General features: G+C 63.7%; 26 protein-coding genes and 1 pseudogene. 11 read left to right on the top strand and 16 right to left on the bottom strand.

Annotated features, from left to right (window positions below; translation table 11 throughout):
- Positions 1 to 84: 84 nt before the first annotated feature.
- Complete coding sequence (locus QJT82_RS14430; protein WP_028340095.1) at positions 85 to 1,011, top strand: quinoprotein relay system zinc metallohydrolase 2; 927 nt, start codon at positions 85 to 87, stop codon at positions 1,009 to 1,011.
- 43 nt (positions 1,012 to 1,054) lie between these two features.
- On the top strand, positions 1,055 to 1,879 hold the full coding sequence (locus tag QJT82_RS14425) for a quinoprotein dehydrogenase-associated SoxYZ-like carrier (protein WP_028340094.1): 825 nt from the start codon (positions 1,055 to 1,057) through the stop codon (positions 1,877 to 1,879).
- A gap of 124 nt (positions 1,880 to 2,003) precedes the next feature.
- On the opposite strand, the gene QJT82_RS14420 is transcribed toward QJT82_RS14425, so the two are convergent.
- Positions 2,004 to 2,360 carry a hypothetical protein gene (locus QJT82_RS14420; RefSeq protein ID WP_028340093.1) on the bottom strand — a complete coding sequence of 119 codons (357 nt, stop codon included), beginning with the start codon at positions 2,358 to 2,360 and terminating at the stop codon, positions 2,004 to 2,006.
- A 134-nt stretch (positions 2,361 to 2,494) separates the two neighbouring features.
- Between QJT82_RS14420 and QJT82_RS14415 the strand changes: the two genes are divergently transcribed.
- From QJT82_RS14415 to QJT82_RS14400, 4 genes are read left to right on the top strand one after another with little or no spacing between them, the layout of a single operon-like run.
- Positions 2,495 to 3,427: an ABC transporter substrate-binding protein gene (locus QJT82_RS14415; protein WP_196238144.1), complete on the top strand. Its 933-nt coding sequence runs from the start codon at positions 2,495 to 2,497 to the stop codon at positions 3,425 to 3,427.
- 2 nt (positions 3,428 to 3,429) lie between these two features.
- Complete coding sequence (locus tag QJT82_RS14410) at positions 3,430 to 4,167, top strand: ABC transporter permease subunit (protein WP_028340091.1); 738 nt, start codon at positions 3,430 to 3,432, stop codon at positions 4,165 to 4,167.
- Positions 4,157 to 4,867 carry an ABC transporter ATP-binding protein gene (locus QJT82_RS14405; RefSeq protein ID WP_028340090.1) on the top strand — a complete coding sequence of 237 codons (711 nt, stop codon included), beginning with the start codon at positions 4,157 to 4,159 and terminating at the stop codon, positions 4,865 to 4,867. The genes QJT82_RS14410 and QJT82_RS14405 overlap by 11 nt, the downstream gene beginning before the upstream one ends.
- 40 nt (positions 4,868 to 4,907) lie before the next feature.
- The gene (locus tag QJT82_RS14400; RefSeq protein WP_028340089.1) at positions 4,908 to 5,261 is read left to right on the top strand and encodes a hypothetical protein; all 354 of its coding nucleotides are present in this window, start codon (positions 4,908 to 4,910) and stop codon (positions 5,259 to 5,261) included.
- Between the two features lie 5 nt (positions 5,262 to 5,266).
- Here the strand turns inward: QJT82_RS14400 and QJT82_RS14395 are convergent, their stop codons facing one another.
- The 4 genes from QJT82_RS14395 to QJT82_RS14380 form a co-directional block, all read right to left on the bottom strand.
- Positions 5,267 to 5,503 carry a hypothetical protein gene (locus QJT82_RS14395; protein WP_028340088.1) on the bottom strand — a complete coding sequence of 79 codons (237 nt, stop codon included), beginning with the start codon at positions 5,501 to 5,503 and terminating at the stop codon, positions 5,267 to 5,269.
- Positions 5,504 to 5,620: 117 nt separating this feature from the next.
- Positions 5,621 to 6,469, bottom strand: a complete 849-nt coding sequence (locus QJT82_RS14390; protein WP_028340087.1) for a hypothetical protein — start codon at positions 6,467 to 6,469, stop codon at positions 5,621 to 5,623.
- 262 nt (positions 6,470 to 6,731) lie between these two features.
- Entirely contained in the window at positions 6,732 to 6,812 is an 81-nt protein-coding gene (gene pqqA, locus QJT82_RS14385; protein WP_009031067.1) for a pyrroloquinoline quinone precursor peptide PqqA, read from the bottom strand.
- A 335-nt stretch (positions 6,813 to 7,147) separates the two neighbouring features.
- Positions 7,148 to 7,546 carry a calcium-binding protein gene (locus QJT82_RS14380; RefSeq protein ID WP_028340086.1) on the bottom strand — a complete coding sequence of 133 codons (399 nt, stop codon included), beginning with the start codon at positions 7,544 to 7,546 and terminating at the stop codon, positions 7,148 to 7,150.
- 195 nt (positions 7,547 to 7,741) lie between these two features.
- Here QJT82_RS14380 and QJT82_RS14375 point away from each other — a divergent pair, with 195 nt between their 5' ends.
- The 4 genes from QJT82_RS14375 to QJT82_RS14360 all read left to right on the top strand — a co-directional run bounded on the left by QJT82_RS14375 (position 7,742) and on the right by QJT82_RS14360 (position 11,168).
- Entirely contained in the window at positions 7,742 to 7,987 is a 246-nt protein-coding gene (locus QJT82_RS14375) for a hypothetical protein (RefSeq protein ID WP_245288687.1), read from the top strand.
- Between the two features lie 223 nt (positions 7,988 to 8,210).
- Positions 8,211 to 9,875 (top strand): methanol/ethanol family PQQ-dependent dehydrogenase, encoded by a 1,665-nt coding sequence (locus tag QJT82_RS14370; RefSeq protein WP_028340084.1) that lies wholly within the window; start codon positions 8,211 to 8,213, stop codon positions 9,873 to 9,875.
- Between the two features lie 76 nt (positions 9,876 to 9,951).
- Positions 9,952 to 10,239, top strand: a complete 288-nt coding sequence (locus QJT82_RS14365) for a cytochrome c (protein ID WP_051447813.1) — start codon at positions 9,952 to 9,954, stop codon at positions 10,237 to 10,239.
- Complete coding sequence (locus tag QJT82_RS14360; RefSeq protein ID WP_028340082.1) at positions 10,236 to 11,168, top strand: transporter substrate-binding domain-containing protein; 933 nt, start codon at positions 10,236 to 10,238, stop codon at positions 11,166 to 11,168. The genes QJT82_RS14365 and QJT82_RS14360 overlap by 4 nt, the downstream gene beginning before the upstream one ends.
- 12 nt (positions 11,169 to 11,180) lie before the next feature.
- Here the strand turns inward: QJT82_RS14360 and QJT82_RS14355 are convergent, their stop codons facing one another.
- The 11 genes and pseudogenes from QJT82_RS14355 to QJT82_RS14305 all read right to left on the bottom strand — a co-directional run bounded on the left by QJT82_RS14355 (position 11,181) and on the right by QJT82_RS14305 (position 21,319).
- Positions 11,181 to 12,089, bottom strand: coding sequence for a flagellin (locus QJT82_RS14355; protein WP_028340081.1), 909 nt, complete (start codon positions 12,087 to 12,089; stop codon positions 11,181 to 11,183).
- Positions 12,090 to 12,105: 16 nt separating this feature from the next.
- Positions 12,106 to 13,881 carry a flagellar hook-associated protein FlgK gene (flgK, locus tag QJT82_RS14350; RefSeq protein ID WP_028340080.1) on the bottom strand — a complete coding sequence of 592 codons (1,776 nt, stop codon included), beginning with the start codon at positions 13,879 to 13,881 and terminating at the stop codon, positions 12,106 to 12,108.
- 27 nt (positions 13,882 to 13,908) lie between these two features.
- A complete protein-coding gene (locus tag QJT82_RS14345; RefSeq protein ID WP_028340079.1) occupies positions 13,909 to 14,364 on the bottom strand; it encodes a hypothetical protein in 456 nt (151 codons plus the stop codon).
- A gap of 19 nt (positions 14,365 to 14,383) precedes the next feature.
- Entirely contained in the window at positions 14,384 to 14,638 is a 255-nt protein-coding gene (locus tag QJT82_RS14340; RefSeq protein ID WP_028340078.1) for a hypothetical protein, read from the bottom strand.
- On the bottom strand, positions 14,635 to 15,924 hold the full coding sequence (gene flgE, locus QJT82_RS14335; protein WP_028340077.1) for a flagellar hook protein FlgE: 1,290 nt from the start codon (positions 15,922 to 15,924) through the stop codon (positions 14,635 to 14,637). Before flgE ends, QJT82_RS14340 begins: the two co-directional genes overlap by 4 nt.
- Before the next feature lie 19 nt (positions 15,925 to 15,943).
- Positions 15,944 to 16,603 carry a FlgD immunoglobulin-like domain containing protein gene (locus tag QJT82_RS14330; RefSeq protein ID WP_028340076.1) on the bottom strand — a complete coding sequence of 220 codons (660 nt, stop codon included), beginning with the start codon at positions 16,601 to 16,603 and terminating at the stop codon, positions 15,944 to 15,946.
- Between the two features lie 426 nt (positions 16,604 to 17,029).
- A pseudogene (locus QJT82_RS14325) lies at positions 17,030 to 17,251 on the bottom strand (hypothetical protein); the annotation flags it as partial.
- A 197-nt stretch (positions 17,252 to 17,448) separates the two neighbouring features.
- Positions 17,449 to 17,892, bottom strand: coding sequence for a flagellar export chaperone FliS (locus QJT82_RS14320; protein WP_028340075.1), 444 nt, complete (start codon positions 17,890 to 17,892; stop codon positions 17,449 to 17,451).
- Positions 17,892 to 19,589 (bottom strand): flagellar filament capping protein FliD, encoded by a 1,698-nt coding sequence (gene fliD, locus QJT82_RS14315; RefSeq protein WP_028340074.1) that lies wholly within the window; start codon positions 19,587 to 19,589, stop codon positions 17,892 to 17,894. Before fliD ends, QJT82_RS14320 begins: the two co-directional genes overlap by 1 nt.
- A gap of 63 nt (positions 19,590 to 19,652) precedes the next feature.
- Positions 19,653 to 20,477, bottom strand: a complete 825-nt coding sequence (locus QJT82_RS14310; protein WP_028336954.1) for a flagellin — start codon at positions 20,475 to 20,477, stop codon at positions 19,653 to 19,655.
- Positions 20,478 to 20,617: 140 nt separating this feature from the next.
- A complete protein-coding gene (locus QJT82_RS14305) occupies positions 20,618 to 21,319 on the bottom strand; it encodes an RNA polymerase sigma factor (RefSeq protein WP_028340073.1) in 702 nt (233 codons plus the stop codon).
- 683 nt (positions 21,320 to 22,002) lie between these two features.
- Between QJT82_RS14305 and QJT82_RS14300 the strand changes: the two genes are divergently transcribed.
- Positions 22,003 to 24,351, top strand: coding sequence for a hypothetical protein (locus QJT82_RS14300; protein ID WP_338132172.1), 2,349 nt, complete (start codon positions 22,003 to 22,005; stop codon positions 24,349 to 24,351).
- The last annotated feature ends 26 nt before the right edge of the window (positions 24,352 to 24,377 follow it).

Raw genomic sequence — 24,377 nt, 5'->3', positions numbered from 1 at the left:
GCGACCACGCCGCGTTGCTTGCTGCAGCGCAAACTGGAACGCGACGACATCGATCGCGCGTCCCGGAGTAACTGAGGCGGAAACATGGCTCATGGCGGTTCGGTGCTTGCGCTGCTCCTGATGCTTTGGGCGCCGACCATAGCGCGGGCGCAAGAGGTGGAATTGCCTGTAAGCGAAGTCGCTCCCGGAATATTCGTTCACACCGGGGTCACCGCGTTGATGACGCGCGAGAACGAAGGCGCCATCGCCAATGTGGGATTCGTGATCGGCGGCAGCGCCGTCGCCGTCATCGACACCGGCGGCAGCGTCCGCGAAGGACGACAACTGCTCGCCGCGGTCCGCAGCCGTACCGACAAGCCGATCCGCTACGTGATCAACACCCACGCGCATCCGGATCACAGCTTCGGCAATGCGGCTTTCGTCGGCGACGGGACCAGCTTCGTCGGCCACAAGTCGCTGCCGCGCGCGCTGGCCGCGCGCGGGCAATTCTACCTCGACGGGTTTCGCCGGACCATGGGCGATGAGCTGATCGACGAGGTGAAGATCGTCCCCCCGACCGTGCTGGTCGCGGACACGCTGAAGCTCGACCTCGGCGGACGGGCCCTCACCCTGAAGGCGTGGCCGCCCGCCCATAGCGACAACGACCTCACGGTCCTCGACGAGCAAACCAGGACCTTGTTCGCCGGCGACATGGTGTTTCTCATCCATATTCCTGTAGTCGACGGCAGCCTCAAGGGCTGGCTGCGTGCGCTCGACGAGCTCGCGGCGATCTCCGCCGAGCGCGTGGTTCCCGGTCACGGACCCGTGAGCGCGTGGCCGGCAGCGCTTGCCGACGAGCGCCGTTATCTTGCGGTGCTGGCCGCGGATGTGCGCGCACTGGTCGCAAGCGGCAAGCCGATTACGGCCGCGGCAGAGCACGCCGCAGCCGCCGAGCGGCCGCGCTGGCAATTGTTCGACGATTACAACGCCCGCAACGCAACTGCAGCATTCTCGGAAATTGAATGGGAATAGCTGTTCGTCCTATAGTGACGCGGCTGCATAGGATTTCGCGACCATGACCGGACATCGCGCCCGCCTGATTTGCATCGCAAGCTTGCTCACGATCGCGCTGGGCACACCGGCTGCGCCCGCGGCGGAGGCCTATGATCCCTGGCCGGGTCTCGTCCAGGACATCTTCAGCAACCGTCCGATGAATGACGGCAATGATGTCATCGGCATCGAGATGCCGATGCGCGCGGAAGACGCCGCGATCGTGCCGGTGACGCTGCGCACCAAGCTGCAGCCGAGCGACAGCCGCCGCGTCGTCGCGATCACGCTTGTGATCGACGAGAATCCGGCGCCGATGGCCGCGAAGTTCACGCTGGGGCCGGCCGCCAACGTCACCGAGATCTCGACCCGCGTCCGCGTCAACAACTACACCAATGTGCACGCCGTCGCGGAGCTCAGCGACGGCAAGCTCTATGTCAGCAAGGTCTATGTCAAAGCCTCCGGCGGCTGCTCGGCGCCGGCCGGCAAGAACGTCGAGGAAGCCAAGAACCGCCTCGGCCAGATGCGCTACCGGCAATTCACCAAGTCCGAACAGGGACCTGCGACCAGCACGCGGGAAGCCCAGATCATGATCGGGCATCCCAATAATTCGGGCCTGCAGATGGACCAGGTCACGCAGCTCTATATCCCGGCCTTCTTCGTCAACGAGCTGCACATCTGGCAGGACGACAGTCCGGTGCTGGCGATGGAGGGCGGAATCTCGATTTCCGAGGATCCCAATATCCGCTTCACCTACGTCTCGAATGGCGCCAAGCGCTTCCGTGCCGAGGCCAAGGACACCGAAGGGCACATCTTCGAACACGAATGGAAGGTCGAGAATCCCGGCACCTGACGCGCCGGCGATTCTCACGACCAACGCCAGAGCCCCGGTCCGATTGAATCGGAACGGGGCTCTAGATTTTTGTTTTGACGCGTTTTCTTCACGCGAACCGGGGTCCACTTCGCTCGAAAGCGCTCTAGAAGCACCTGACTTCGGCTTCGGCCTGGGCGCGCCTGAGGTCGTTGAGCGCATTCGCGGCCTGCTCGGACGAGCGGAACTGGCCGCCCAAATTGCCGCGCACCTGCGCCATGCTCAGCACGGTCTCGGCGGTGACGTAGCGGTCATAGGGGATGATCGAGGCGACGACGTCGATCGAGCAGGAACATTGCTCGATTGACTGCCGGGATTCGCCATTGGCCTTCATGCAGCCGAACACATATTCCGCCCGCGCCGAGGTCGGATAGTCGTTGATCTCCTGGGCCCGCACGCTGACGGCCGTCCCGGCGAGCACCAGGATGGCGACAATCGGTCGTAGCATGCCAGCTCCTGCCATGGTCCTGCTTCCTCTTCTCTTTCCGCAAGCTATGCTATGGATGTTGATCAGAAAAGAAAACATTCGGGGAAGTGGCTCAAGAAGCGATGATCATCTCTGTACGCACGGTGTTGGCTGCGGCAGTTCTGGCGGTCATGCAGTTCGGCACCTCGTGCTACGCGCAGACCATCCGCGTTGCAGCGCAGAAGACCGGAACGCTGGCCTGGGAACTGGCCGTCATTCGCTCCCATGGTCTCGACAAGAAGGCCAATCTGTCGATCGACGTCGTCGAGCTGGCCAGCCCCGAGGCCGGCAAGATCGCGCTGCGCGCCGGCACGGCCGACGTGATGGTATCGGACTGGCCCTGGGTGTCGCGCGAGCGGTCGCTCGGCGCCAAGCTGCAATTCTATCCCTATTCGAGCGCGCTGGGCGCCGTGATGGTCCCGGCCTCCTCGCCGGCCAAGACGCTCGCGGACCTCAAGGGGCGCAAGCTTGCCATCGCCGGCGGCGCGATCGACAAGAACTGGCTGTTGCTACAGGCCGCATCGAAGCAGGACGGCGTCGACCTGAAGTCGCAGGCGACCATCGTCTATGGCGCACCGCCGCTGCTGGCCGCCAAGACGCTCGGCGGCGAGATGGACGCGACGCTCAATTACTGGAATTTCTGCGCCGCGCTCGAAGCCAAGGGCTTTCGCCGGCTCGCCGGCATGGAAGAGATCCTGCAAAAGCTCGGCAGCAAGGGCCGCATCGCCATGATCGGCTACGTGTTCGACGAAGCCTGGGCCAACGCCAACAAGGATCTGGTGGCCCGCTTCATCGCCGTGACGCGCGCCGCGAAAGAGCTTCTGGCGACCTCGGATGCCGAATGGGACGCGATCGCGCCGCTCACCGGCGCGCAGGATGCCGCAACCCTGCATGCCTATCGTGAGCGCTACCGCGAAGGCATCCCGCGCCGTCCGATCGCCGAAGAGGAGGCGGACGCGCGCGTGCTCTACCGCGTGCTGGCGCAGCTCGGCGGCCGCGATCTGGTCGGCACGGCAACCGAGCTCGATCCCGGTACCTTCTATCAAGCGATCCCGGGAGACTAGCGGTGCTGCGTCTCCTCTCATTCGCGCTGTTCATCGCGACCTGGTGGATTGCCTCGCTGCTGATCGGTGATGCGAAGCTGCCGGCACCGCCGGCAGTGCTGTCGGTGCTCGTCGCCGAGGCCCGATCGGGCGCGCTGTTCGTCAATCTCGGCGCGACGTTGGCCCGCGTCGCGCTGGCCTTCACTCTTGCGATGGCGCTCGGCTCGGCGATCGGCTATTTGATGGGCCGCGTCTCGCTTGCCAATCGCCTTGGCGATCCCTGGCTGATCCTGCTGCTCAACCTGCCGGCGCTCGTCGTCATCGTGCTCGCTTACATCTGGGCCGGCCTGACCGAGGTCGCCGCGATCGCCGCGATCGCCATCAACAAGCTGCCGACCGCCGTCGTCACCCTGCGCGAAGGCGCGCGCGCGCTCGATCCTGCGCTCGACGAAATGGCGACGGCGTTTTCTTTTCCGCGCGGCCGCGCCTTTCGTCATGTGATCCTGCCGCAGCTTGCGCCCTACATCGCGGCCGCTGCGCGCTCCGGGCTCTCGCTGGTCTGGAAGATCGTGCTGGTCGCTGAATATCTCGGACGGCCGAACGGTGTCGGCTTCGAGATCGGCGTCGCCTTCCAGCTGTTCGATATCCCCTTGCTGCTCGCCTATTCGCTGAGCTTTGCGGGTGTCGTGCTCGTCATCGAAACCCTGCTGGTGCAGCCGTTTGAAACCAGGCTAACGCGGTGGCGGCTCCGTGCAGCTTGAGGTCAATATCACGGGCAAGAGTTTTGAGAGCGCGGCCGGGAAGCGGCACGACGTGCTCGACAACGTCACCTTCACGTTGAACGCTGGCGAGGTCGGCGTGCTGTTCGGCCCGTCAGGCTGCGGCAAGAGCACCCTGCTCCGGATCCTCGCCGGGCTCGACGGCAACTACCAGGGCCATGTCACGCGATCGCCGGGCATGCGCCTTGGCATGGTCTTCCAGGAGCCGCGGCTGTTGCCCTGGCGCACGGTCGAGGAGAATGTGCGGCTGGCCGCGCCGCATGTCGGCGACAGCACGCTCTCTGCGCTGTTCGAGGTGCTCGAACTGGGCGCGCACCGCAACCATTTTCCCGCGGAGCTGTCACTCGGCCTCGCCCGCCGCGTCGCGCTGGCCCGCGCCTTCGCCATCGAGCCCGATTTCCTGATCCTCGATGAGCCGCTGGCCTCGCTCGACAATGCGCTCGCGGGACGGCTGCGCGACCAGGTCGCGACGCTGGTGGCCAGCCGGAAAATGATGACCTTGCTCGTCACCCACGATCTCGACGACGCCGTTCGCCTCGGCGATCGCCTGTTCTTCCTGTCGTCGCGGCCGGCCCGAATCCTTCACGTCGAGACCATTGCCGCACCACGCGCGACGCGCGGCGAGCCCGAGATCGACGAAATCAAGCGGCAACTCTCACAGTTGGACCTTGCAAATATGTGAGACGCCGTCATCCTTGGACGAAGCATAAGGGAGAGGCTGGATGTCGCGCGCGTTGATCGCTGTTGGTGTTGCGTTGCTTGTGCTGCCGGCGACAGTGCTCGCCCAAAGCAAGGGCAAAGGCATTCGGCTGTGGAATCTGACCAGCGCCACGATTTCGAGCTTTGAGCTGTCGCCGGCAGGCAAGAACGAGTGGGGTCCCAACCAGACGCTCAACGACAAGGACAAGGAGGTCGACCACGACGAGCGGCTGCGGATCACCGGCGTCGAACCCGGTCGCTACGACGCCAAGGTCGGCTACAGCGGCGCCAGGCAGTGCTTCGTTCGCGACATCGAGATCAAGGCCGACGCGGTGTTTTCGGTATCCGACAAGGACCTGAAGGACTGCAACAAATAGGAAGGCTAACCCGCCGGCGGCTCGCCGCCCGCGCCGGCCCGATCGTTGCTGTGCGGATATTCGCAACGCCAGCGCACCGCAGTCCATTTCGGATGTTCGCCGACCCATCGCGCGATGTAAGGCGGCGCGGCCATGGCGCATTGCTGCAGCGAGCCGTTCCAGTTGAACACCAGATGCTGCTCCTCGCAGGTGGCGGGCGACAGCACGGCACATACAGTGACGATCAGATCAATCGGGTTCATGCGCGATCCCCAAGCGTGCTCATGCAATAGATAACACGACGAAATACGTAATCCGCCAAGTCCGGGTTTCACAGCCCCGTGAAAAGTTGGGGAACCCGGTGCCAGAGGCTTCACGCTCTAGAAGTTCAAACCGTACACCAGCCGCGCCTGGTGGCGCTCGAAATTGACGAGGTCGAGGGCAGCGTTGCTCCCGGCCCGCTGCCCCCAGGCCTGGACGCTCCAGGTCGCGGTCAGGCGTGAACGTTCGGAGAGCTGGAAATAGGCGGTGGGCCCGATGAACAGCGCCTGCCCTGACAGTTCATCCAGGCCGATTCCTTCATACTTCCTGAAATAGCGCGCTTCGCCGCCGATCAGGATATCCGGCTTAACCCTGGCCATCAGGCCGAATGCCGCACCGATGGTTGCATCCTGATCCGCAGCGCCGGTGCGCGGCGTGCGCGTCCATTCCGGCTCATAGCTTAGGTTAAGGGCCGCGATGACAAAATTCGGGATCACCTCGCGGTCGAACGCGACCGTGAGTTCGGTGCCATAACTGCGGACCGCCGCGGCCGTCGTCTCGTCGACGCGATCGGCTCGCGTCTCCAGCGCGACCGTCATGCCAAAAGGTGCCGCCTCGCGATTCAGAAAGCGATAGCGGAAATCGACCGAGACGCTCTGCCACGACAGCTGGCGCCGATCGTCAAGACCGGGAACGCGGCTGATGTCGTATGCGCTGAATGACGTTCCGAGCTCGACGCGAAAATTCGGCGCGGGCACGAGCTCGAGCTCCATTTCCTGATTGAGCGTGCGATACCGGCCGCCGTCCTTGGCGAAGCGCCCGGTGGTCTGGCTCTGGAATTCACGCTCGCCGACATTGCCCACGTCGGAGCCGATCATGAAGCCGAAGATGTGCTCGGTATCAAAGTCCTCGGCATAGGCGCGAGGCGGCAGCACCGCCGCGATGCCGGCAACCACCGCGCACAGCATCCCCGCCCAACGCCCGGTCTTGATCTTTGGATTCATCGTCCCCGCACCACCGCCTCAGGCCACACTGTAGGACAAAGCAGCAAGGCCCGCCAATCGCGCAGGTGGTGTCGGTCTCAAGGTCTTGTGGGAAGGGTATGAGGGAAGCTGTCCGAGCGGCCGCATCAGGGCCCGCGAAAGACACTTTCCACAAAAGACGCCTGCCCGGCTCGATGCAGCGCGCTGCACGAGCCGGGCAGGCTGTCTCGCGTTACTTGTCTTAAGATTATTTGCGCGCTGCGCAGGCGTACATGTTGATTTCCATGCCCACCGGCACTTCGACGATCTTCGGTGTTTTCCAGGCCATTTCCTTCTCCCAAGTCATAAGTTGGCGCAAGCCTCGCGCCGCGCGGCAAGCTAGGGCTGCCTTTTCCAGGGCGCAAGCCGGCCGGGTAAGGACCCGACTTCGCTGCTGGACATGCCGAAGCGGACGACGGTTCGCTGACGTCTACCCGGCGTCGGGAACTCCGACACTGATCTGTCGGGCATTTTCCGGCTGCCGGGCGGCGACGCGCGGGTAAGGAGACCCGATTCATCCAGCCGCGTCTTGCCCAAGAGCGAAATCGCAACTTTTTTTGTTATGCGCGGAATCCTGCGTCAATATCCGGCAATCCGCCCCGGCAAAGTTCACCGGCTCGTAAGCTATTTGAGCAGGCGCAGCAGGGCCCGGCCGGCACGCGACTTCAACTCTTTCGCGTCCAGCGTTCCGTCATTGTCGGGATCGGCGGCCTTGAAGCGCTGCTCGACGACCGCAAGGTATTCGTCGAGCGTCAGGGTGCCGTCGTGATCCGGATCGGCAGCGGCCAGTTCTTTCGCGGTCAGCCGTCCGCGCAATTCGCGCGCGTCGAGCGTGCCGTCATGGTCGGGATCAAGCTTCGCGAACAGGTCGGCGGCAGCCTTCTTGGCTTCGGCAAGGTCGACCGTGCCGTCATTATCGGGGTCGAGCATCCTGAGCGCACTGCGGCCGCCCGATGCGGCCAACGCGGGACCTGACAGGACAACCATAGCCAAACTCAGCGCAAGCGATCGGCGCGAAATCATCGTTCGTCTCCCGTAAGTGCCGCTCCGGCGAAGACACGGAGCGCCTGCGATCGGACCCTACCATAGCAGCTTCTTCAGCGGAGCTTCCCACGGTTCGTGTACGCGGCGAAATCCTGTCGGAATTCGGGTGGAAAGCGATTGCCTCACAGGCCATCTGTGGCGCTCTCGATTGCACCACAACGAGCGAGGTGACCCATGACCGGCATTTGCAAGAACGCATTGGGCTGCCTCGTTGCATTCGGTCTGATCGCGCCCGTGTCCGCGCAGACCCGGCACCCTGCCCCATCGGCGGAGGCGGTCCAGCAGCGCGTGCTCACCGGCAAGGAGCGGCTCGGCCGCAAATGGACCGACGAGCAGCGTATCGATAATTGCAACGTGCCGCCGGACAAGCGGGGCGCGAAACCGCGGCCGAGTGTCTGTCCCCCTACGCCGTCAAGCTGACCGTTCGCGCTGCGGCATAACGGCGGGCTGCACTGGTGTAGCGTATTCCACGCGACGGTAAGCCACGGACGCGTTTGCCAAAACCTGACGCCTTCGACCGGCCTCGCGCGGTTAGCGGGCGCTCGTTCACGTTTTCGTATTGACCCGTTTTGGTTTCAGGCGGATGGTTCCGTCCGCAACGTCAGGAATAGGCGTGCAGAAAAAGGTTCATTGGGAGGATATGATGAGACGTATTGCGCTGGCCGCGAGCCTCGTAATTCTTGCATCCTATGGGGCAAGCGCCCAGACCAGCGAGCAGTTGGTCAAGGGTGCGACTGATACATCGAACGTTCTCAATTATGGAATGGGCTACAATCTTCAGCGCTTCTCGACGCTGAACCAGATCAACAAGGACACCGTCAAAAATCTGGTGCCGGTCTGGAATTACAGTTTGAACGACGACCGCAGCGAGGAATCGCAGCCGCTCGTCTACCAGGGCGTCATTTTCGTCACCACGCACAACGCCACGATCGCGATCGACGCCAAATCCGGCAAGCAGATCTGGAAGACCAAGGTCGAGTATCCCGCCGAGACGCCGCGTATCGTTTGCTGCGGCATCATCAATCGCGGTGCTGCTCTCTATGACGGCAAGGTGTTCCGCACCACGCTCGACGCCAATGTGATCGCGCTCGATGCCAAGACCGGCAAGGAGCTGTGGCGCCAGAAGGCTGCGGATATCAAGGAAGGCTACTCGATGACGGTGGCCCCGCTGGTCGCCGACGGCGTCGTGATCACCGGCATCTCGGGCGCCGAATTCGGCACCCGCGGCTTCATCGATGGCTGGGATCCGGCAACCGGCAAGAAGCTCTGGCGGACCTACTCGATCCCGACCCCGGACGAGCCCGGTGGCGACACCTGGAAGGGCGACACCTGGAAGCTCGGCGGCGGCTCGACCTGGATCACCGGCTCCTACGATCCCGAACTGAACACGGTGTATTGGGGCATCGGCAATCCCGGACCGTTCAATTCGGCGGTGCGTCCCGGCGACAACCTCTACACCTGCTCGGTGCTGGCGCTCGATCCGAAGACCGGCAAGATCAAGTGGCACTACCAGTTCTCGCCGAACAATCCGTTCGACTACGACTCGGTGGCCGAGATGGTACTCGCCGACATGAACGTCGAGGGCAAGCCGACCAAGGTGCTGATGGACGCCAACCGCAACGGCTTCTTCTACGTGCTCGATCGCACCAACGGGAAGCTGCTCGCGGCCAATCCCTATGTGAACGTCAACTGGGCCACCGGCATCGACATGAAGACCGGACGGCCGATCGAGACCGACATCACCAAGGATGCGCGTGAAGGCAAGAAGGTCACGGTCTACCCGTCGATCCTCGGCGGCAAGAACTGGGAGCCGATGTCGTTCAATCCGCAGACCGGCCTCGCCTACGCCAACACGCTCGCCTTCGGCGGCAAGTACAAGGCCGAGCCGGTGACGTTCAAGCAGGGCGAATGGTATCTCGGCATGGATCTCACCGATCCCTGGGAATGGGGCACCGGACCGCGCGGCCACCTGAAGGCGATCGATCCGATGACCGGCAAGGCGAAGTGGGAAGCGCCGAGCGATATTCCGCGCTTCTCCGGCGTGCTCTCCACCGGCGGCGGCGTGGTGTTCTCCGGTCAGCTGACCGGCGAGTTCGAGGCGTTCGATGCCGATACCGGCAAGAAGCTCTGGCAGTTCCAGACCGGCTCGGGCATCGAAGGACAACCCGTCACCTGGCAGCAGGATGGCGTGCAGTATGTCGCCGTTACCTCCGGCTATGGCGGCGTCTATTCGCTGTTCTCGGGCGACGAGCGGCTTGCCAAGGTCCCACCCGGCGGCTCGCTGTGGGTTTTCGCGGTCAAGAACTGAGCGCGGAGCACACGTGACTGAACGAGTAACCCTGTTGACGGCGGCGATCTTCGCCGCCGTCGCGACAGCCTTGATCATGTTGATCCCGGCTGCCGCACAGCAAACCACCGCAATCGACCTTCAGGGTCAGGTCGACCAGGGCAAGGTCACCTACGCCAAGAACTGCTCGCATTGCCATGGGCCCAACATGGTCAACTCCGGCACCATCACGCCGGACTTGCGCGCGTTTCCCGACGACAAGACGCGCTTCGTGACCACCGTGAAGCAAGGCAAGAACGGCAAGATGCCGCCCTGGGTCGACATCCTGAACGAGCAGGAGATCGCCGACGTCTGGGCCTTCGTGTCGAGCCGGAGGACCCCATGAGGGCCCTCCTCGCGGCCGCGGCGTCAGCCCTGCTTCTTGCCATGTCGGCGGCAGCACACGCTGCCGACGACCCGCTCAAGGTATGCCTCGACGAGGATCTGCCGCCGCTGTCGGCGCATCATCGCGGCAAACCGGATGCCGGCTTCGACGTCGCGCTCGCGCAGGCCATTGCCGAGCGGCTTGGACGGCCGCTCAAGATCCAGTGGTTCGAGAGCAAGCTCGATGAAGATTCGAGCCCCGCGCTCGAAGCCAATGCGCTGCTGTCGGACGGGCGCTGCTCGCTGGTCGGCGGCTACGCGCTTACCACGGACTCGCTGAAGGCGCCCGGCGTCACGACGGCCAAGCTGCCGGACTTCGACGGCGCCACCCGCGAGGATCGCCGCCGGCGGATCCCGATCGGGGTGCTGGCGCCAAGCCAACCCTACATCTATTCGCCGATGACCGTCGTCCTCGGTCCCAAGGCCAAGATCAAGGAGCGCAAGATCACCGATATCGGCGATCTCGCCGGCCTTCGCCTGACGATCGAAAGCGGCACGCTGGGCGATGCCATTCTGATGACCTTCGACAAGGGAAGGCTGATCGACGACATCACGCACCTCGTTCCGGGGCGCAGCGACCTGCTCGGAGAGCTGGAACGCGGCGAATTCGACGCCACGCTGCTCGACCTGCGCCGCTTCGACGCCTACCGCGCTGAACATCCGGACACCAGGATCACGGCCTCGGGCTACTATTATCCGATCGGCGCCAACCGCGGTTACGTTGCGCTCGACACCGACAAGGCGCTGCTGGAATCCGTCAACAAGGTCCTCGCCGATCTGCAGGCCAAGGGCACCATCGCGGAGCTCGGCAAGACCGCCGGCCTCACCTGGCTTCCGCCGCGGGAGCCGATCATCCTCGGCGATGTCTGGCTGAAGATCCTGAACCGGTGATGCCGGCGATAGCTATCGCAAATAGCTCGCCAGATTCATGCTCTGGATCTTGGAGATCGCCGAATAGGACGCCGTCAGCTGCGCCTGATAGGTAGAAAGCTGCGCCGTCACGGCCGCAACGTCGACGCTGGTGAGGTCCGTCGACAGGGTCTTCGCAAAATTCTGATAGTCACTCTGGTTCGTGCTGGCGGTCTCGATCTGCGACGCCGCGGTCGACAGCTTTGCCTGCACCGTGGAGGTGGCATCCAGCGCATTGCTGGCGAGGTCGAGCGCCTGAGAGACATCGCTTGACGACAAATTCGAGTTGTTGCCGACGAATTTCAAGAGCCGCATCACCTGCTCGAACGCCGGATTGTCGGCGGTAATGCCGTAGGAGATCGACTGGCTGTCCGACACCCGCACGGACGCGATCTCGCTGTCGCCCTTGTAGTAGCTGGTGTCTGATGTCGTCAGCGATCCGGTGCCGGTCCCAAAGCTCGACAGGTCCGCCGGCGCAGTGTCGGTGCGGGCGCCGCTGAAGACATATTCGCCGTCATACTGGGTGTTGAGCAGCCCCTGCATCTGCGCCATGGCCTGCTGGGCATAGTTGATCACCGATGCCGTCGCCGTGCTGCTGCCGGTGGTGGCTGCGCTGAGCTGGGTCCGCAGCTGCGTGATGATGTCGGTCACCGAGCCGACCGCCGAATACATCACCTGCACCTTGTTGTCGGCGAGTTGGCTGGCATCGATATAGGACTGCGCGCGCGTCACCGACACCTGCAAATTGATGACGCGTCCGGCGCCGGAACCGTAGCCGCCGAAATCCTCGGACTGCAGCCCGGAGGACTCCTGCACCTGCTCGTTGGCCATCACCGCCTGAACCCGCAGCGCGTTTGAGATCATCTGGTCCGACTGTGCAAAGGTGGCAACACGCATCATCATGACGACGGCCTCGGGCTCAGCTGGCGCTCATCGCGGTCATCAGCGCCGAAAACATGGCGTTGATGGCGGTAATGATCTGGGACGCGGCAGCATATTTGTTCTGCAACGCACTCAGATTTGCGGATTCCTCGTCAATGTTGACGCCGGACTGCGACGACAGCGAATTCGCATAGGTCGCCTGCGCCGTCTGCTTTGCGGTATAGGCCGCCGATGCCTGGGTCGCCTTGCCGGCGACGTTAGCAACGATGGCGGCCGCGTAGTCCGTAAAAGAGCCGGTGGTCGCGCCGAGGCCGCCGGCCATGCCGAAATTGGTCGACCCCGTCAGCGCGCTCGAGAGCGCGTTCACCACCGTCGCCGAGCCCGGCGACAGCACCGAGTTTCCGGCCGTCAGCGTGGACGACGCATCGAGCGTCGCCGTCGGCAGCGCCGCCGTGCCGTTCAGAATGTCGCTGCGAACGGCGATGTCGGACGCGCCGGTCCCTGTGATCAGGTCGTTGAACCCGAAGTAATCCGAAAAGCCCTCACTCGAACTGCCGACCGAGCTCGTCATCTCGTTGATCGCAACGCCGTTGCCGGATGTGGTCGCCGAGATCGACAAGTGTCCATTGGCATCGACCGAAGCTGACAGCCCCGAGATACCGTTGATCGCAGTGGCGAGATCACCGACCGTGGCGTAGGATGACAGATCGAGGTCTTGGTACGACACCAGGTTGCCGCTCTTGTCCGCAACCGCGATGCGCACCGTGCCGGTTGCCGAGAACGGTGTCGTGCTGCTCACGGGGGCAGTTCCGGTCAGGCTGGCCGGCGGCGGCACCGATGTGCCCTGGTTGGACACAGCGTTGACGGTCGCGGTCAATTGCTGAGCCAACTCGTCGAGCTGCGACTGCGCCGCCGGCAGCGTCTGGTCGCGCAGCGTGATCAGCGCACTGACCTTGCCTGAGGAGATCTGCGAGGTGATGTCGACCCCGTTGACGGTGATACCGCTGAAACCGCTCGACGATCCCGCGCTATACGTCGTCGACGCCGTGACGCTGGGCAGCGCCGTATAGCTCAGCGGATGCGCCGTGCTATCGACCAGCGCCTGCCCCGAGCCAGTATAGACCTGCAGATCGCCGCTCGACGTGGTGAAGTAGCTCACATTCATCATCGACGCGAGATCCTGCAGCGCGCTGTTGCGCTGGTCCTCCAGATCGGCCGTCGACTGCCCGGCTGCCGCCTGCTGCCTGATCTGCTTGTTGAGGTCGGAGATCTGCTGCAGGTCGGAATTGATGTCGGTAACCGACGATGCGATGTCCTGGTCGGCATTGGAGCGCAGCGTCTGGATGCCGCTCGAGGTCTGCTGCAATTGCGTCGTCACCGCCGCAAGCGCGCTGACGGCGTTCGATTGCAGCGACGCACTGCTCGGCGTGCTCGCCAGCGACGACAACGCCGACTCGAATGCCGCGATCGTGTTGGCCAGCGAGGTGCCCGTCGTGGAGCTGTCCGAGCTCGATGTGCTGCCATAGAGCTGCTGGAGCTCGGTCAGAAAGCTGTTGGTGGTGTCGGCGGCGCCGAGATCGGAATCGGCCCCGACCAGCGACTTCAGGAGCAGCTTGTCGACCGCGCTGCTGATCCCTGTGATCGTGACGCCGGTACCGACACCGGAGGTGACGCTGCTGCTCTGGTTGGCGGTCTTCTCGGTATAGCCCTTGGTGTCGGCATTGGAAATATTGGCCGAGGCTACGCTGATCTGCACCTGCGTGGCTGACAGCCCGCTGAATGCGATGCTTCGTGCAATATCGAGCGACGACACGACCCACTCCCTCCGGCGTCGGCCCGATCAGGCCCGCACATTGGTGCCGTAGGACATCGCCGGCGTGACGCGACGGCCGCCGGCGCCATAAGGCGATACGTTGGCGATCTGCTCGCGGATCGCCTGCATGATGGCCTCGATCCTGCGATTGCTGGCATCGATCGCCGCGCGCAGCCGCATCACGTTCTCGTCCATCGCCATGCGCAGCTTCAGGATCCGGTCCATCAGCTGCTCGCGCAGCACGCGATCCTGAACGTGGAGATTTGCCGTCTTGCCGACCGCCTCCGCCACACACTGCTCGAACAGGGTGGCAAGGCGGTGCTTCTCGTCGACCTCCTTCAACCGCGAGGCCGGCAAGCCCTTGGCGAGCTCGACATTCTCCTCGTTCACGATCGCGATCAGATTGTCGATCAGCGCGATCAACGACCTTGCGCGCTCGTCATTGCCCGCGGGATTGATCTTGATGTTGCGTTCCGGTGTCATGTCATCGCTCCCGTTCAAGCTAGTGTCCGCGACGCAGGGCGCGAACCGATTGTGCGCTGCGCCCGTACGCGGTGATTGCCGTTACCCGGACCGCGGCCCGGTTGAGTTCCTGGTCGAGCCGCGCGCATTCGCGCATCAACTGATCCCGCAACGTTCCGACATCGTCGAGCAACGCACGGAGCTGCGCCCGATCGTCCGGCCGGACCGAAGCGGCCCTCGCCTTCAGCCGCTGAAGCCTGACCAGCAAGCGGTCATTTTTCTTTTCGGTCATCATCGCGACACCGCCGAGATCAGCGTATCGAACATCTTGTCGACGGTGGTGATCACCTGCGACGCCGCCGAATAGGCCTGCTGCGCCGAGATCATGTTGGAGAACTGGCCGCTGGTGTCGGTGGTGCTCGACTCCAGTTCGCTGCCGTAGATCGTGCCGGCACCATTGGTGCCCGAGGTCTGCAGCGTGGCGTTGCCGGAGGCGGCCGTCGCGGAGTACATGCCGTCGCTGGCCGCGCTCAATCCGTTGGGGTCGCTGAAGGTCGCGACCGCAATCTTGTAGATCGCGATCGTCTGCCCGTTGGAGTAGGTCGCGTCGACCACGCCGCCCTTGCCGATCGAAATGCTGCTCAGCTTGCCATAGGGCAGACCGTCCGACGTGATGCTGGTGAGATCGACCGCTGGCGTGGTCTCACCCGATGAATACTGCGTCAGGCCGTCGGTCTTGCCGGCCGTACCGAGATTGAGCGTGATGGCCGTGCCGTTCGCGGCAGAACTGTCGGCCGCCCCATCCTTCCAACCCGTCACCGAGATGACGGGAGGGCTCGGGCTGGTCGAGGCGAGCGAGCCGTCGCTGTTGAAGGTGATATCTACCGTATCGGTGATCGCGTTGGCACTGTCTGTCGTGGAGTCCGACGCGAGCTTTGGCGTTTCGAAACTGGCCTGCCAGCTGTTGTCGGCGGTCTTTTTCCAGTCGATCTGGATCGTGCTTGCCGTGCCAAGCGAATCGTAGACCGTCATCGAGCTATTGAAGGTCGCACCGACGGCGGCATCGGCCGGCAGGTTCGCCGCGACCGTGGTCTTGGTGGTGGCGCTGCCGCTGGTGGAGGCAACCTGCGTGTTGATTGGCCCGAGGCTCGCGGCGGAGGCATTGCCGATGATGTTGCCGTCAGCGTCGGTGCGCCAGCCCTCGAGGTAGTTGCCGTTGTTGACGAGGTAGCCCAGATTGTCGGTGGTGAACGCGCCGTTGCGTGTATAAGAGGTGGTGCCGCCGGACGTCGCGTTGGTGGTGACGAAGAAGCCGCTGCCCTGGATCGCGACGTCGGTGGCGTTGGTGGTCGCGGACAGCAAGCCCTGCTGGGTGATGTTGGCGCGGCCGGACACCGTGACGCCGCCGGACGTATATGAGGTGGCGCTGTTCGACGCGGTCACCAGATCCTGGAACATCGCCGACGTGGTCTTGTAGCCCGTGGTATCGGCGTTGGAAATGTTGTCGGAAATCATTGCCAGCGACTGGCTCTGCGCATTGAGCGCCGAGATCGCCGAGGAAAGAGCACCAGTGAGACTCATGATATTACTCCGGTAGCAATCAGGACGTGACGCCGATGATGTTGGCGGCGCTGACGGGCACACCGTTCACGAGCAGCGAGGGCGTCGAGCCGGAGGCATCGATGCCGGTCACCGTTCCCGTCATCGTGGTGTAGCTGAGTAGCGAGTTTCCGGCGGAGTCGGTCGCAGTGACCTGAATCGTGTACTGGCCGCCGTCCTTGAGCTGGGTGCCGTCGGAGGTCTGGCCGTTCCAGGTGAAGCTGTTGGAGCCGGCGTTTCCGGTCCCCTTGCCGCTCCACACCGTATTGCCCGAGGAGTCCTGGATCGTAATCGCGACGTTGGACGCGGCCGAGGTGAGCGTGTAACCGAAGGTAGCCGACCCGTTGGTCAGCTCGGCCGTGTTCGTCTTCGCCTCGACGGTGTGGCCGATATAGTTGACCGAGTTGAGCGTCACGAGACTCGAGAACGAGCTCGCCAGCGACGTCATGCTGGCGTTGGTCGACTGCTGCTCGGTGAAGTTGGCGTAGGAGGTGAGCTGGTTGATGAAGTCGGTCGTGCTGGTGGCGTTCAGCGGATCCTGGTTTTGCAGCTCGCTGACGAGAAGGTTGAGGAAATCGGTCGAGCTCATCCCCATCGACGCGCTCGACGACGAGCTCGACGTGGTGGAGGTTGCAGCAGAGGTTGCCGAGGAGACGGTCATGACAAGGCTCTCTTCGCCGCGGAATGCGCGACGGAACGCGGTGGAACATTGGGGTCGTGATGTCGTTCGCAGATAAAACGGATGACGCGCCGATTTCAGGCGCGAATTCATCCACCCGGAATCACCTGATGAAGCGGCAGAATTTGCCGTGTCCGTTGCGGATTCGTGGCTCGCAGGCGTGCGCAAGCATCTCGCCGCGAAAGCACGCGGACAGCTGCAATGGCAATGCGGAACGTCTTAGAGCGAGAGGCTGATCGGCAGATCCGGCTCGCCGAGCATCAACGCCGGCGGCGTCAATGCGGGCAACAGGCAGAGGGCCAGCAGCAGCGCCGGCAGCACCTTGCCTTGCGGTGCGGATCGGCCCGGTGGTTGTGCATCGTTCGGCTGATCGTCAGCCGGGACCGGCCCCGAAATAGGCTTCTGGGGCAATTTCGCCGCCGCGGTCACGATGCGGTCGGCAAGGCCCTTGGGTGCGCGAACCGGCGGCGCCGCGAGCGCGCGGCGTACCGCTCCCGCCTCCTCGTAGAGTGTCCGCGCCTCAGCCGAGGATGCAAGGAGCTGGACGGCGGCAAGACGTTGATCGTCGGGCCAGCGGGACAGATCCTCCCCCAGCCGGTCGATCAGGTCTTCGAATGTCGCAACATCCATCGCGCGCGCAGATCCAGCCTCGTCGCCAAGGCTGTCATAAAGCATTCGCGGGATGGCGGAAATCAATTTCCGCCGCTGTCGCGTCAGGTCCAGCATGGTGCTCGCCGGGCGGCTATTTTCCTCAACCAGGGCGCCGCCCAAGCCCCTGCTGCGCCGGCTAAACGCCCTCGCCGGGTGATTCGCGGCTCTCTCCGGGCTCAGCGGCCGGCGGCTGATTCGAGCGTCCTGTCGAGTGCCCTGGCCTTGGCGGCCTTGCCGGCGGTCGCCTCGACGAACTTCCAGGCGTCGCGCAATTCCACCAGGCTTGCGATGATGCGCCGGAAATTGTCCCTGGCCTGCGGCCGGCCATAGGAGCGCAGGCACGCCATGATCAGGGCGTTATAGGTGCGGTAGAGACGATCGGCCATCGCGCCGCCGCGGGTGAAGTCGAGATTGTGGCTCAGCCCGCGCAGGATCGCGGTCGCCCGCGTCAGATAGATGTGCCCTTCCTCGAATCGTTTCGCCTCGTGCGCGTCCAGCGCCTTCTGCAACAGCGTGATCGCGCCGTCGCACAGCATCACGACCGCCTTCAACGGCGGCACCGCCACCGCGGCGGATCGATAGGCATTGTTGGCTTGGTAGGCGGTCGCGTTCTGGGTCATTAGTTACTCGATGATGCGTCTAGGAGTGCTTTCAGGTAGCCCAGCGTGTTGTTCGCGCTTTCGATGGCCGCCTGGTAATTGGCGTATTGAACCTGCAGCTGGGCCTTGAACGTCGCAGCATTGCTCTGAATGTCGCTGACCTGGGACTGCAGGTCGGTATCGCGCGACTGCAAGTTGGTGATCAGCGTCTGCAGCTGACCGCTGGTGCCGGAACTGGTGTGCGCGAGCTGGTAGAGTTGCGTCGCGAGGCCGGACGACGATGTCACCGTGATCGACTGCGAGGTCGAGCCCGTATAGGTGAAGGCCATGCCAGCGTAGATCGTGCCCGAATTGCCGATGATGGTGTTACCGACCACCGAAAAGCCGGAGCTGTCGCCGCCGACCGAGGCTCCGGTCAGCATACCGGTGGAGTCCACCGTGAGGTCGAGCGTGAAGGATTGCGGCGATGTGCCGGTATTGACCACACTGAGCTGGCTGGAGGAAGTGTTGGTCTGCGCCGACAGCAATTGGGTGACGCCGGCGAGATTTTGCGTCAGCACCGTCGACAGCGTGCCGGTATCGAACTGGAGCTCGTTGTTCTCGTTGAAGGACAGGCCGAGATCGGCCATCGTCATGCCGCCGACCGTCCCGCTGAGCACCTGCTGCAGCCGCGTCATGATATCGCGCATCGTGCTGTCGCCGAACAGCACCGCGCTTGATGCGGCCGTGCCGTCGGAGTTCTGCGCCGACTGCGCGATCACCTGGTCGCGAAATGCGTTGTAGTTGGTGACGAAGGTCTGCAGCGCGGACGTGATCTGGCTGGTGTCGGTCTCGATGCTGATGTTCAGGCTGGTGCCGCTCGGCGTCGGCTGCAGCAGGTCGAACGTGACGCCGGACAGGACGTCGGAAATGTCGTTGGTGTTCCGCGTGAGCGCGATGCCGTCGAGGGTGAACTCCGCGGACTGCGACTTCTGCAGCACGTCGGTGAACGCTCCGGACGTGTCGGTGACGCCGAGCTTGTTCAGGATGTCGTCGCCCGACGTCGACGAATAGGTGATGTCGGCGGCGTCCTGTGTCCCCGTCAGCACCATCTCATAGGACCCGCTCGACACCTGGACGATCGAGGCCTGGACGTTGGTGGTCGAGGTCTGGGCGTTGATGGTGTCGACGACATCCTGCATCGACATGCCGCTGGTGATCGAGATCGCCGTGCTGGTGCCGCCGGACAGGCCGAGCGAAAAAGTGCCGGACAGGCCCAGCGCCGTCGAGCTGCTCGACTGTGAGGCACCGATCACCTTCTGCGCGGTCGCGAGCTGGGTGATCTGGAGCGTGTGATCGCCGGTCGCCGAGCCGCTGTTGACGCTCATGTTGAGCGCCGACGAGGCGCTGACGTCACCGGTGGACGAGATCGTCGCCGCCCGCGTGGCGAACGCGTTGGTGGCAATCGAATTGATGATCGAGGTGCTGAGCGACGACAGACCCGTGGCCAGCGTGGACAGCTCGGTCTGGAGGGATTGGTAGGCGGTGATCTTGGCCTGGTTCGCGGTGATCGTCGTGGTGATCGAGGTCGCCGCTGTGAGCTTGGCATTGACCTCGGCCTCGATCAGGGCATCCCAATCGATGCTGGTCGAATTGGTCGTGCCGGTCGTTGTCACCGTACTGGCAGAACTGGTCGACGTGGTGCCCGATGTGCTCGAGGTGGCGCTGCTAACCGTCATGTCGACACTTCCGCCGCGATAGGAATCGGGCCGGCATCATGCCGGCCCGACCGGTCTTTCGAATTAGCCGAGCAGCTTCAGCAGGTACTGCGGCATCTGGTTCGCCGCGGTTTCCGCCGAAACCGCGGCCTGGGTCTTCACCTCGGCCGAGGACAGCGTCGCCTGCTCGGAGGCGATATCGACGTCCTTGATCGCCGAGTTGGCCGATTGCAGGTTCTGGGTCTGGGTCGAGATCGAGTCGGCGCTGAAGTTGAAGCGGGATTCCTGAGCACCGATCTCGGCACGTGCGGACGAAACCTTGTCGATCGCGGTGTCGAGAGCCGTCATCGCGCTGGTGGCGCTCGACAGGCTGGAGACGTCGAGCGACGTCACGGACAGCGACGAGGCCGTGAGGCTCGTCAGCGTGATCGTGATGGTGTCGGCCGAGGTCGAACCGACCAGCACAGAGACGCCGGAGGAGAACACGCTCGAACCGTCGAGCAAGCTCTGGCTGCTGTAGCGGGTGCCACTGGCGATCGAGTCGATTTCGCCCTTGAGCTGTGTGAATTCCGAATTGATGTAGGCGCGGCTGGAATCCGCCACGGTGCCCGAGGCGGACTCGGAAGCCAGTGACTTCATGCGGGCCAGGATGTCCGAGATGTTGGAGGCGCCGCCGTCGGCCGTCTGCAGGATCGAGGTCGCCTGCGCCGCGTTGGTGGCGGCCTGCTGCAGCGTCGTGATGTCGGAGGAGATGCGGGTCGAGATCGCAAGGCCGGCCGCGTCGTCGGAGGCGGAGGTGATGCGCGAGCCGCTCGACAGCTTCGACAGCGCGCTGGTTTCCTGCTGCGAGTTGATGTTGAGGTAACGGACCGCGGAGTTCGCGGCGGTGTTGGTGGAGATTGCCGGCATGAGTAGCTCCTGTGCTGATGGGGCATGGCATGCCGCATCGTGAAATAGAGAGGTGACGCGGATCCAGCCCCCGTCCGCCCGATCAAACGGGTCGGCCGCCGGTGGTCAGGCGCAAAATCTTCAGAAGCCGGAATTTATGGTTAGCAGTCGGTAAACGCGCCGCGCAGGTCGCGCTCGTGCCGTTTCAGCATCTCGCGCAGCTGCTGCCGTCCTCGCTTCAACAGCGACTCCACCGCGGCCACAGTCGTGTCCATGACCTCGGCGATCTCGCCGTTGCTCATGTTCTCATGATAGGACAGGATCACCGCGACGCGCTGCTGCTCGGGCAGCCGCTGCATCGCGACCTCCAGCAGATTGCCGATCTCGTTGCGCTCGATGACGGCGGAGGCATCAAGCTGAGTGTCGGCGACCTCGGGCACGACATCGACATTCTCGGTGCGCGGCTTGCGGCGCAGATCGATGCAGCGGTTGCTGACGACGCGATAGAGCCAGGTCGAAAACTTGGCGCGGCCATGCTGCCAACGGCCGCGATGCGTCCACACCTTCAGCATCGTGTCCTGCACGACGTCTTCGGCGTCGGCGGCGTTGCCGACGATGCGCAGCGCGATCGCGTAGGCGCGATCGATATGACGTTCGACCAGAGCACGAAACGCCGTTTCGTCGCCGGCAGCAAGGCGGTCGAGCAATTCCTTGTCTTCGTCGTGGATCTCGACGGTGTCGAGTGGGCCCGCATCGGCAACGGTGGGGACGTTGCTCCACGGAGCAGCCGCTTCGGCCGACGCTACCGCGGCCGGCGTGGCCTCCGCTTCGGCCGGTGCCCTCATATCAAGCGCGTAACTCATCCGCCGCTCTCCAACCAACGCCGCTGGCACACATTCCATGCGGCTTCTGAGCGTTGAACGGAGGCGCCTCGCAAATCAGGCGAACTTTTTTCGTTATTTTTCAAGTGCTTAGCTGGATATTTTTGCCGACCGCCCGGCAAAAGCTGCCGCTGCGCAGAGGCGCAGGGAAAAATTCGACGGAGTTTCGAGCAGTCGTTCAGCATCGCCTCGCACTTCCGCGGAAGAGATCGTCGCGTCGGAAAACGCTGTTGTCACACCAACTAACGCCACGCGAACGCATGCATGCATGCATGCATGCATGCGCGGAGCATGCGAGTGATTCATCGCCGTTGGTCGCCAACTTGCATTCGACGATTGCGACTAGGCAATTTTTTCCGAATCACTGTTTCGACGTTATCGGATTTTTTGAATCTGTCAGTCGCGAAGCGTGCGTTTTCGAATCCCGCATCAACTTTTTTGAACTGTCGCGCCTGATTTGTCTCATGCGCTCGTTCAACGCATGAGGACTGGCGGGAATTTTGCGCATGACGATCATGACGGTCGACGCGACGCGTCGAGCGCAGAATGTTTCTGCATGTTCATTCGATGTTTTCGATACATTTCTGTTGCGCGCCTGCACGACACCGGATGGCGTATTTGAAAGGGTTTTTCAGCGTTCATGCATTGCTGAAAAATTTCCGAACATGTCTGCCAGTTTCGTTCAGCATCGAATCCAGGCGGAGGCGCGAGCGCGCAAGGTATCGCAGGAGCGGTGCGGCTCAACTGAAGTGCGCATCGCCGACATCTACAAATACTTTCCGTTCAGGCTGTTCGGCCTGAGCCGCGATGCGCTGCACGATCTCGCACAGATCGAGTTCGGGACCGAACTCGAACTGTGCCGCGTCAATCCCGAAATGCTCGAGCAATATCTGGACATGAAGCGCGGCGGCTTTCGCGTCGGCTTCATTTCCGACACCTACTGGAGCACCGACCAGCTCGCGCAGCTGCTGCATTCCTGCAGTCCCGGGCTGAGCTGGGATTTCCTCTATGCGTCCTGCGATCACGGCAGTAGCAAGAGTGAGGCGCTGTTTAAGACCTATCTTGCCGAGCAAGGCATCGAAGCGGCAAGCTCGTTCCATGTCGGTGACAACCACGCCGCCGATATCAACGGCGCGCGCCGTCACGGCATCCGTCCGCGCTACTACCCGCAGGCCGGCGCGGCATTGGCCTCCAAATTTCAACGCGAGACATCGATCTTCGAATTGCTGTGTCCCGATCAGCCGTCGCGGCTCGATTGCGGCGCCCGCACGCTTCGGCGCGCTGTGACGGCGAAGGGCGCGGAGCATGCTCCCGCTTTCGACCTCGGCGTGACCGTTCTCGGCCCCGTGATGGCGGCGTTCGATGCATTCATTGCCGCCCGGCGCACTGCGCTTGCTCGCGACGGCGCGCGCGTTGCGGTCGGATTCCTCGGTCGCGACGGTCTGCTGCCGTATCGGGTCTGGCAGGCAAACCACGGCGAGACCGGCGCCTATATCGAGATCAATCGTCGCGTCAGCCTGGTCGGGTCTGCTGACACGCTCGAACCGCTCTGTGAGCTGCTGAACCGGGTCGTCAAGATCGACGCGGCGACCTTTGTCGACATCGTCAAGGTGCAGCCGCCCGCCGTGATGAAGTTCTTCGCGCAGTATCCCGACGGCATTGCGAGCGGCCGCGAACTCGCCGACGCCCTGCCCGATCTGATGGACCCGCGCGAAATCACCGATATCGCTGCCGGCGTCCGGACCCGTCTGCTTACCTACCTTCGCGCGAAGATCGGGGATTTCGACGGCTGCACCGATCTGATCCTGGTCGACCTCGGCTATTCCGCAAGCGTGCAGAAATCGCTGCGGCGCATCTTCGATCGCGAGGGCATCCGCATCCGCCTGCACGGCGCCTATCTGCTGACGCTTGACGATGCCTTCGACGACATCGCCGATGACGACACCGCGGAGGGCCTGATCTCGGATCGCATGGTCACGCCGCACGTCAAGCGCATGCTGATCCGCAACGTCGCATTGCTGGAGCAGCTGTGCTGTTCCAGGGAAGGATCGGCGCGGGATTATCGCGACGGTGACGTGTTGCGCGAGGGTGAGCAGCGCCCGGCCGCCCAGCTGGCGCTGGCGACCGAGGTGCAATCCGGAACGCTGGCCTATGTTTCGCGCGCCCGCGAGCTGGCACCACGCTACGGATTGCAGCCCGATGCCGACCCCGCGGTCGCGGCGCGCTGGGCCGCCGCCGTGCTGGGACGCCTCCTGCTGCTGCCGGACGACGATGAGCTCGCGTTGCTCGGCGGCATCAAGCATGACGTCAATCTCGGCACCCAGGCGCTGGCGCCATTGCTCGATGCCGACTTCATCAATGATTGCATCATCGCCGGCGGCCTCATGACCGCCTGCACGGCTCCGGCGCCCCCGATGTGGCTGGCGGGCAGCTTTGCCACCCTGTCGCCGTCGCACGCCTATCTCTACACGCTGTTCGGCGCCAATCGCCTGCCCGCGAATGTGTTCGGCGAAGCACCGTGCGGGACGCTGCAGGTCGGTCTGTTCGATCGGAACGGCCAGGCCTCGCTGGAGGCGGTCAGCGTCTATCATACCGGGCTCGGCGACCTCCGCCTGCGGATACCGCTGTCGCGCCGGATGGCAATCGCGACCATCGCGCTGCCGCTGGCCAAGCTCACCCGCGACGGGATGCTCCACGGCATCACGGTCCAATACGGTGAGAGCGCCGCGAAAGCCGCCGACAGTTCGAACGTGACAGCGATCGCCGCGGGACGGCTCATCGATGCCGGCCTCGAACGGCGCGGCCGTCACTTCCTTGCTACCAGTGACGACGGCATGCTGCTGATGCCGGTCGACGGCTTCGAAGACGACGTCGCCATCTACACGGTCGCGCTGACCGCCCTCGACCACGACCGCATCCTTGCGGTCGCGGACCGCGACGGCATCGGTGCCCCCTCGGCCACACTGACCTGGCGCAGCGCCAACGACACGCTCGCAACGAACAACGACAGCTGATTTGTCCGCCTGATCCGGCCGCCCCG

It is taken from the genome of Bradyrhizobium sp. Mp19 (genome assembly GCF_029952935.1).
Lineage (GTDB): Bacteria > Pseudomonadota > Alphaproteobacteria > Rhizobiales > Xanthobacteraceae > Bradyrhizobium > Bradyrhizobium elkanii.
Note: the sequence above shows the minus strand (reverse complement) of the source record. Positions and strands in the feature narration are given on the sequence as shown.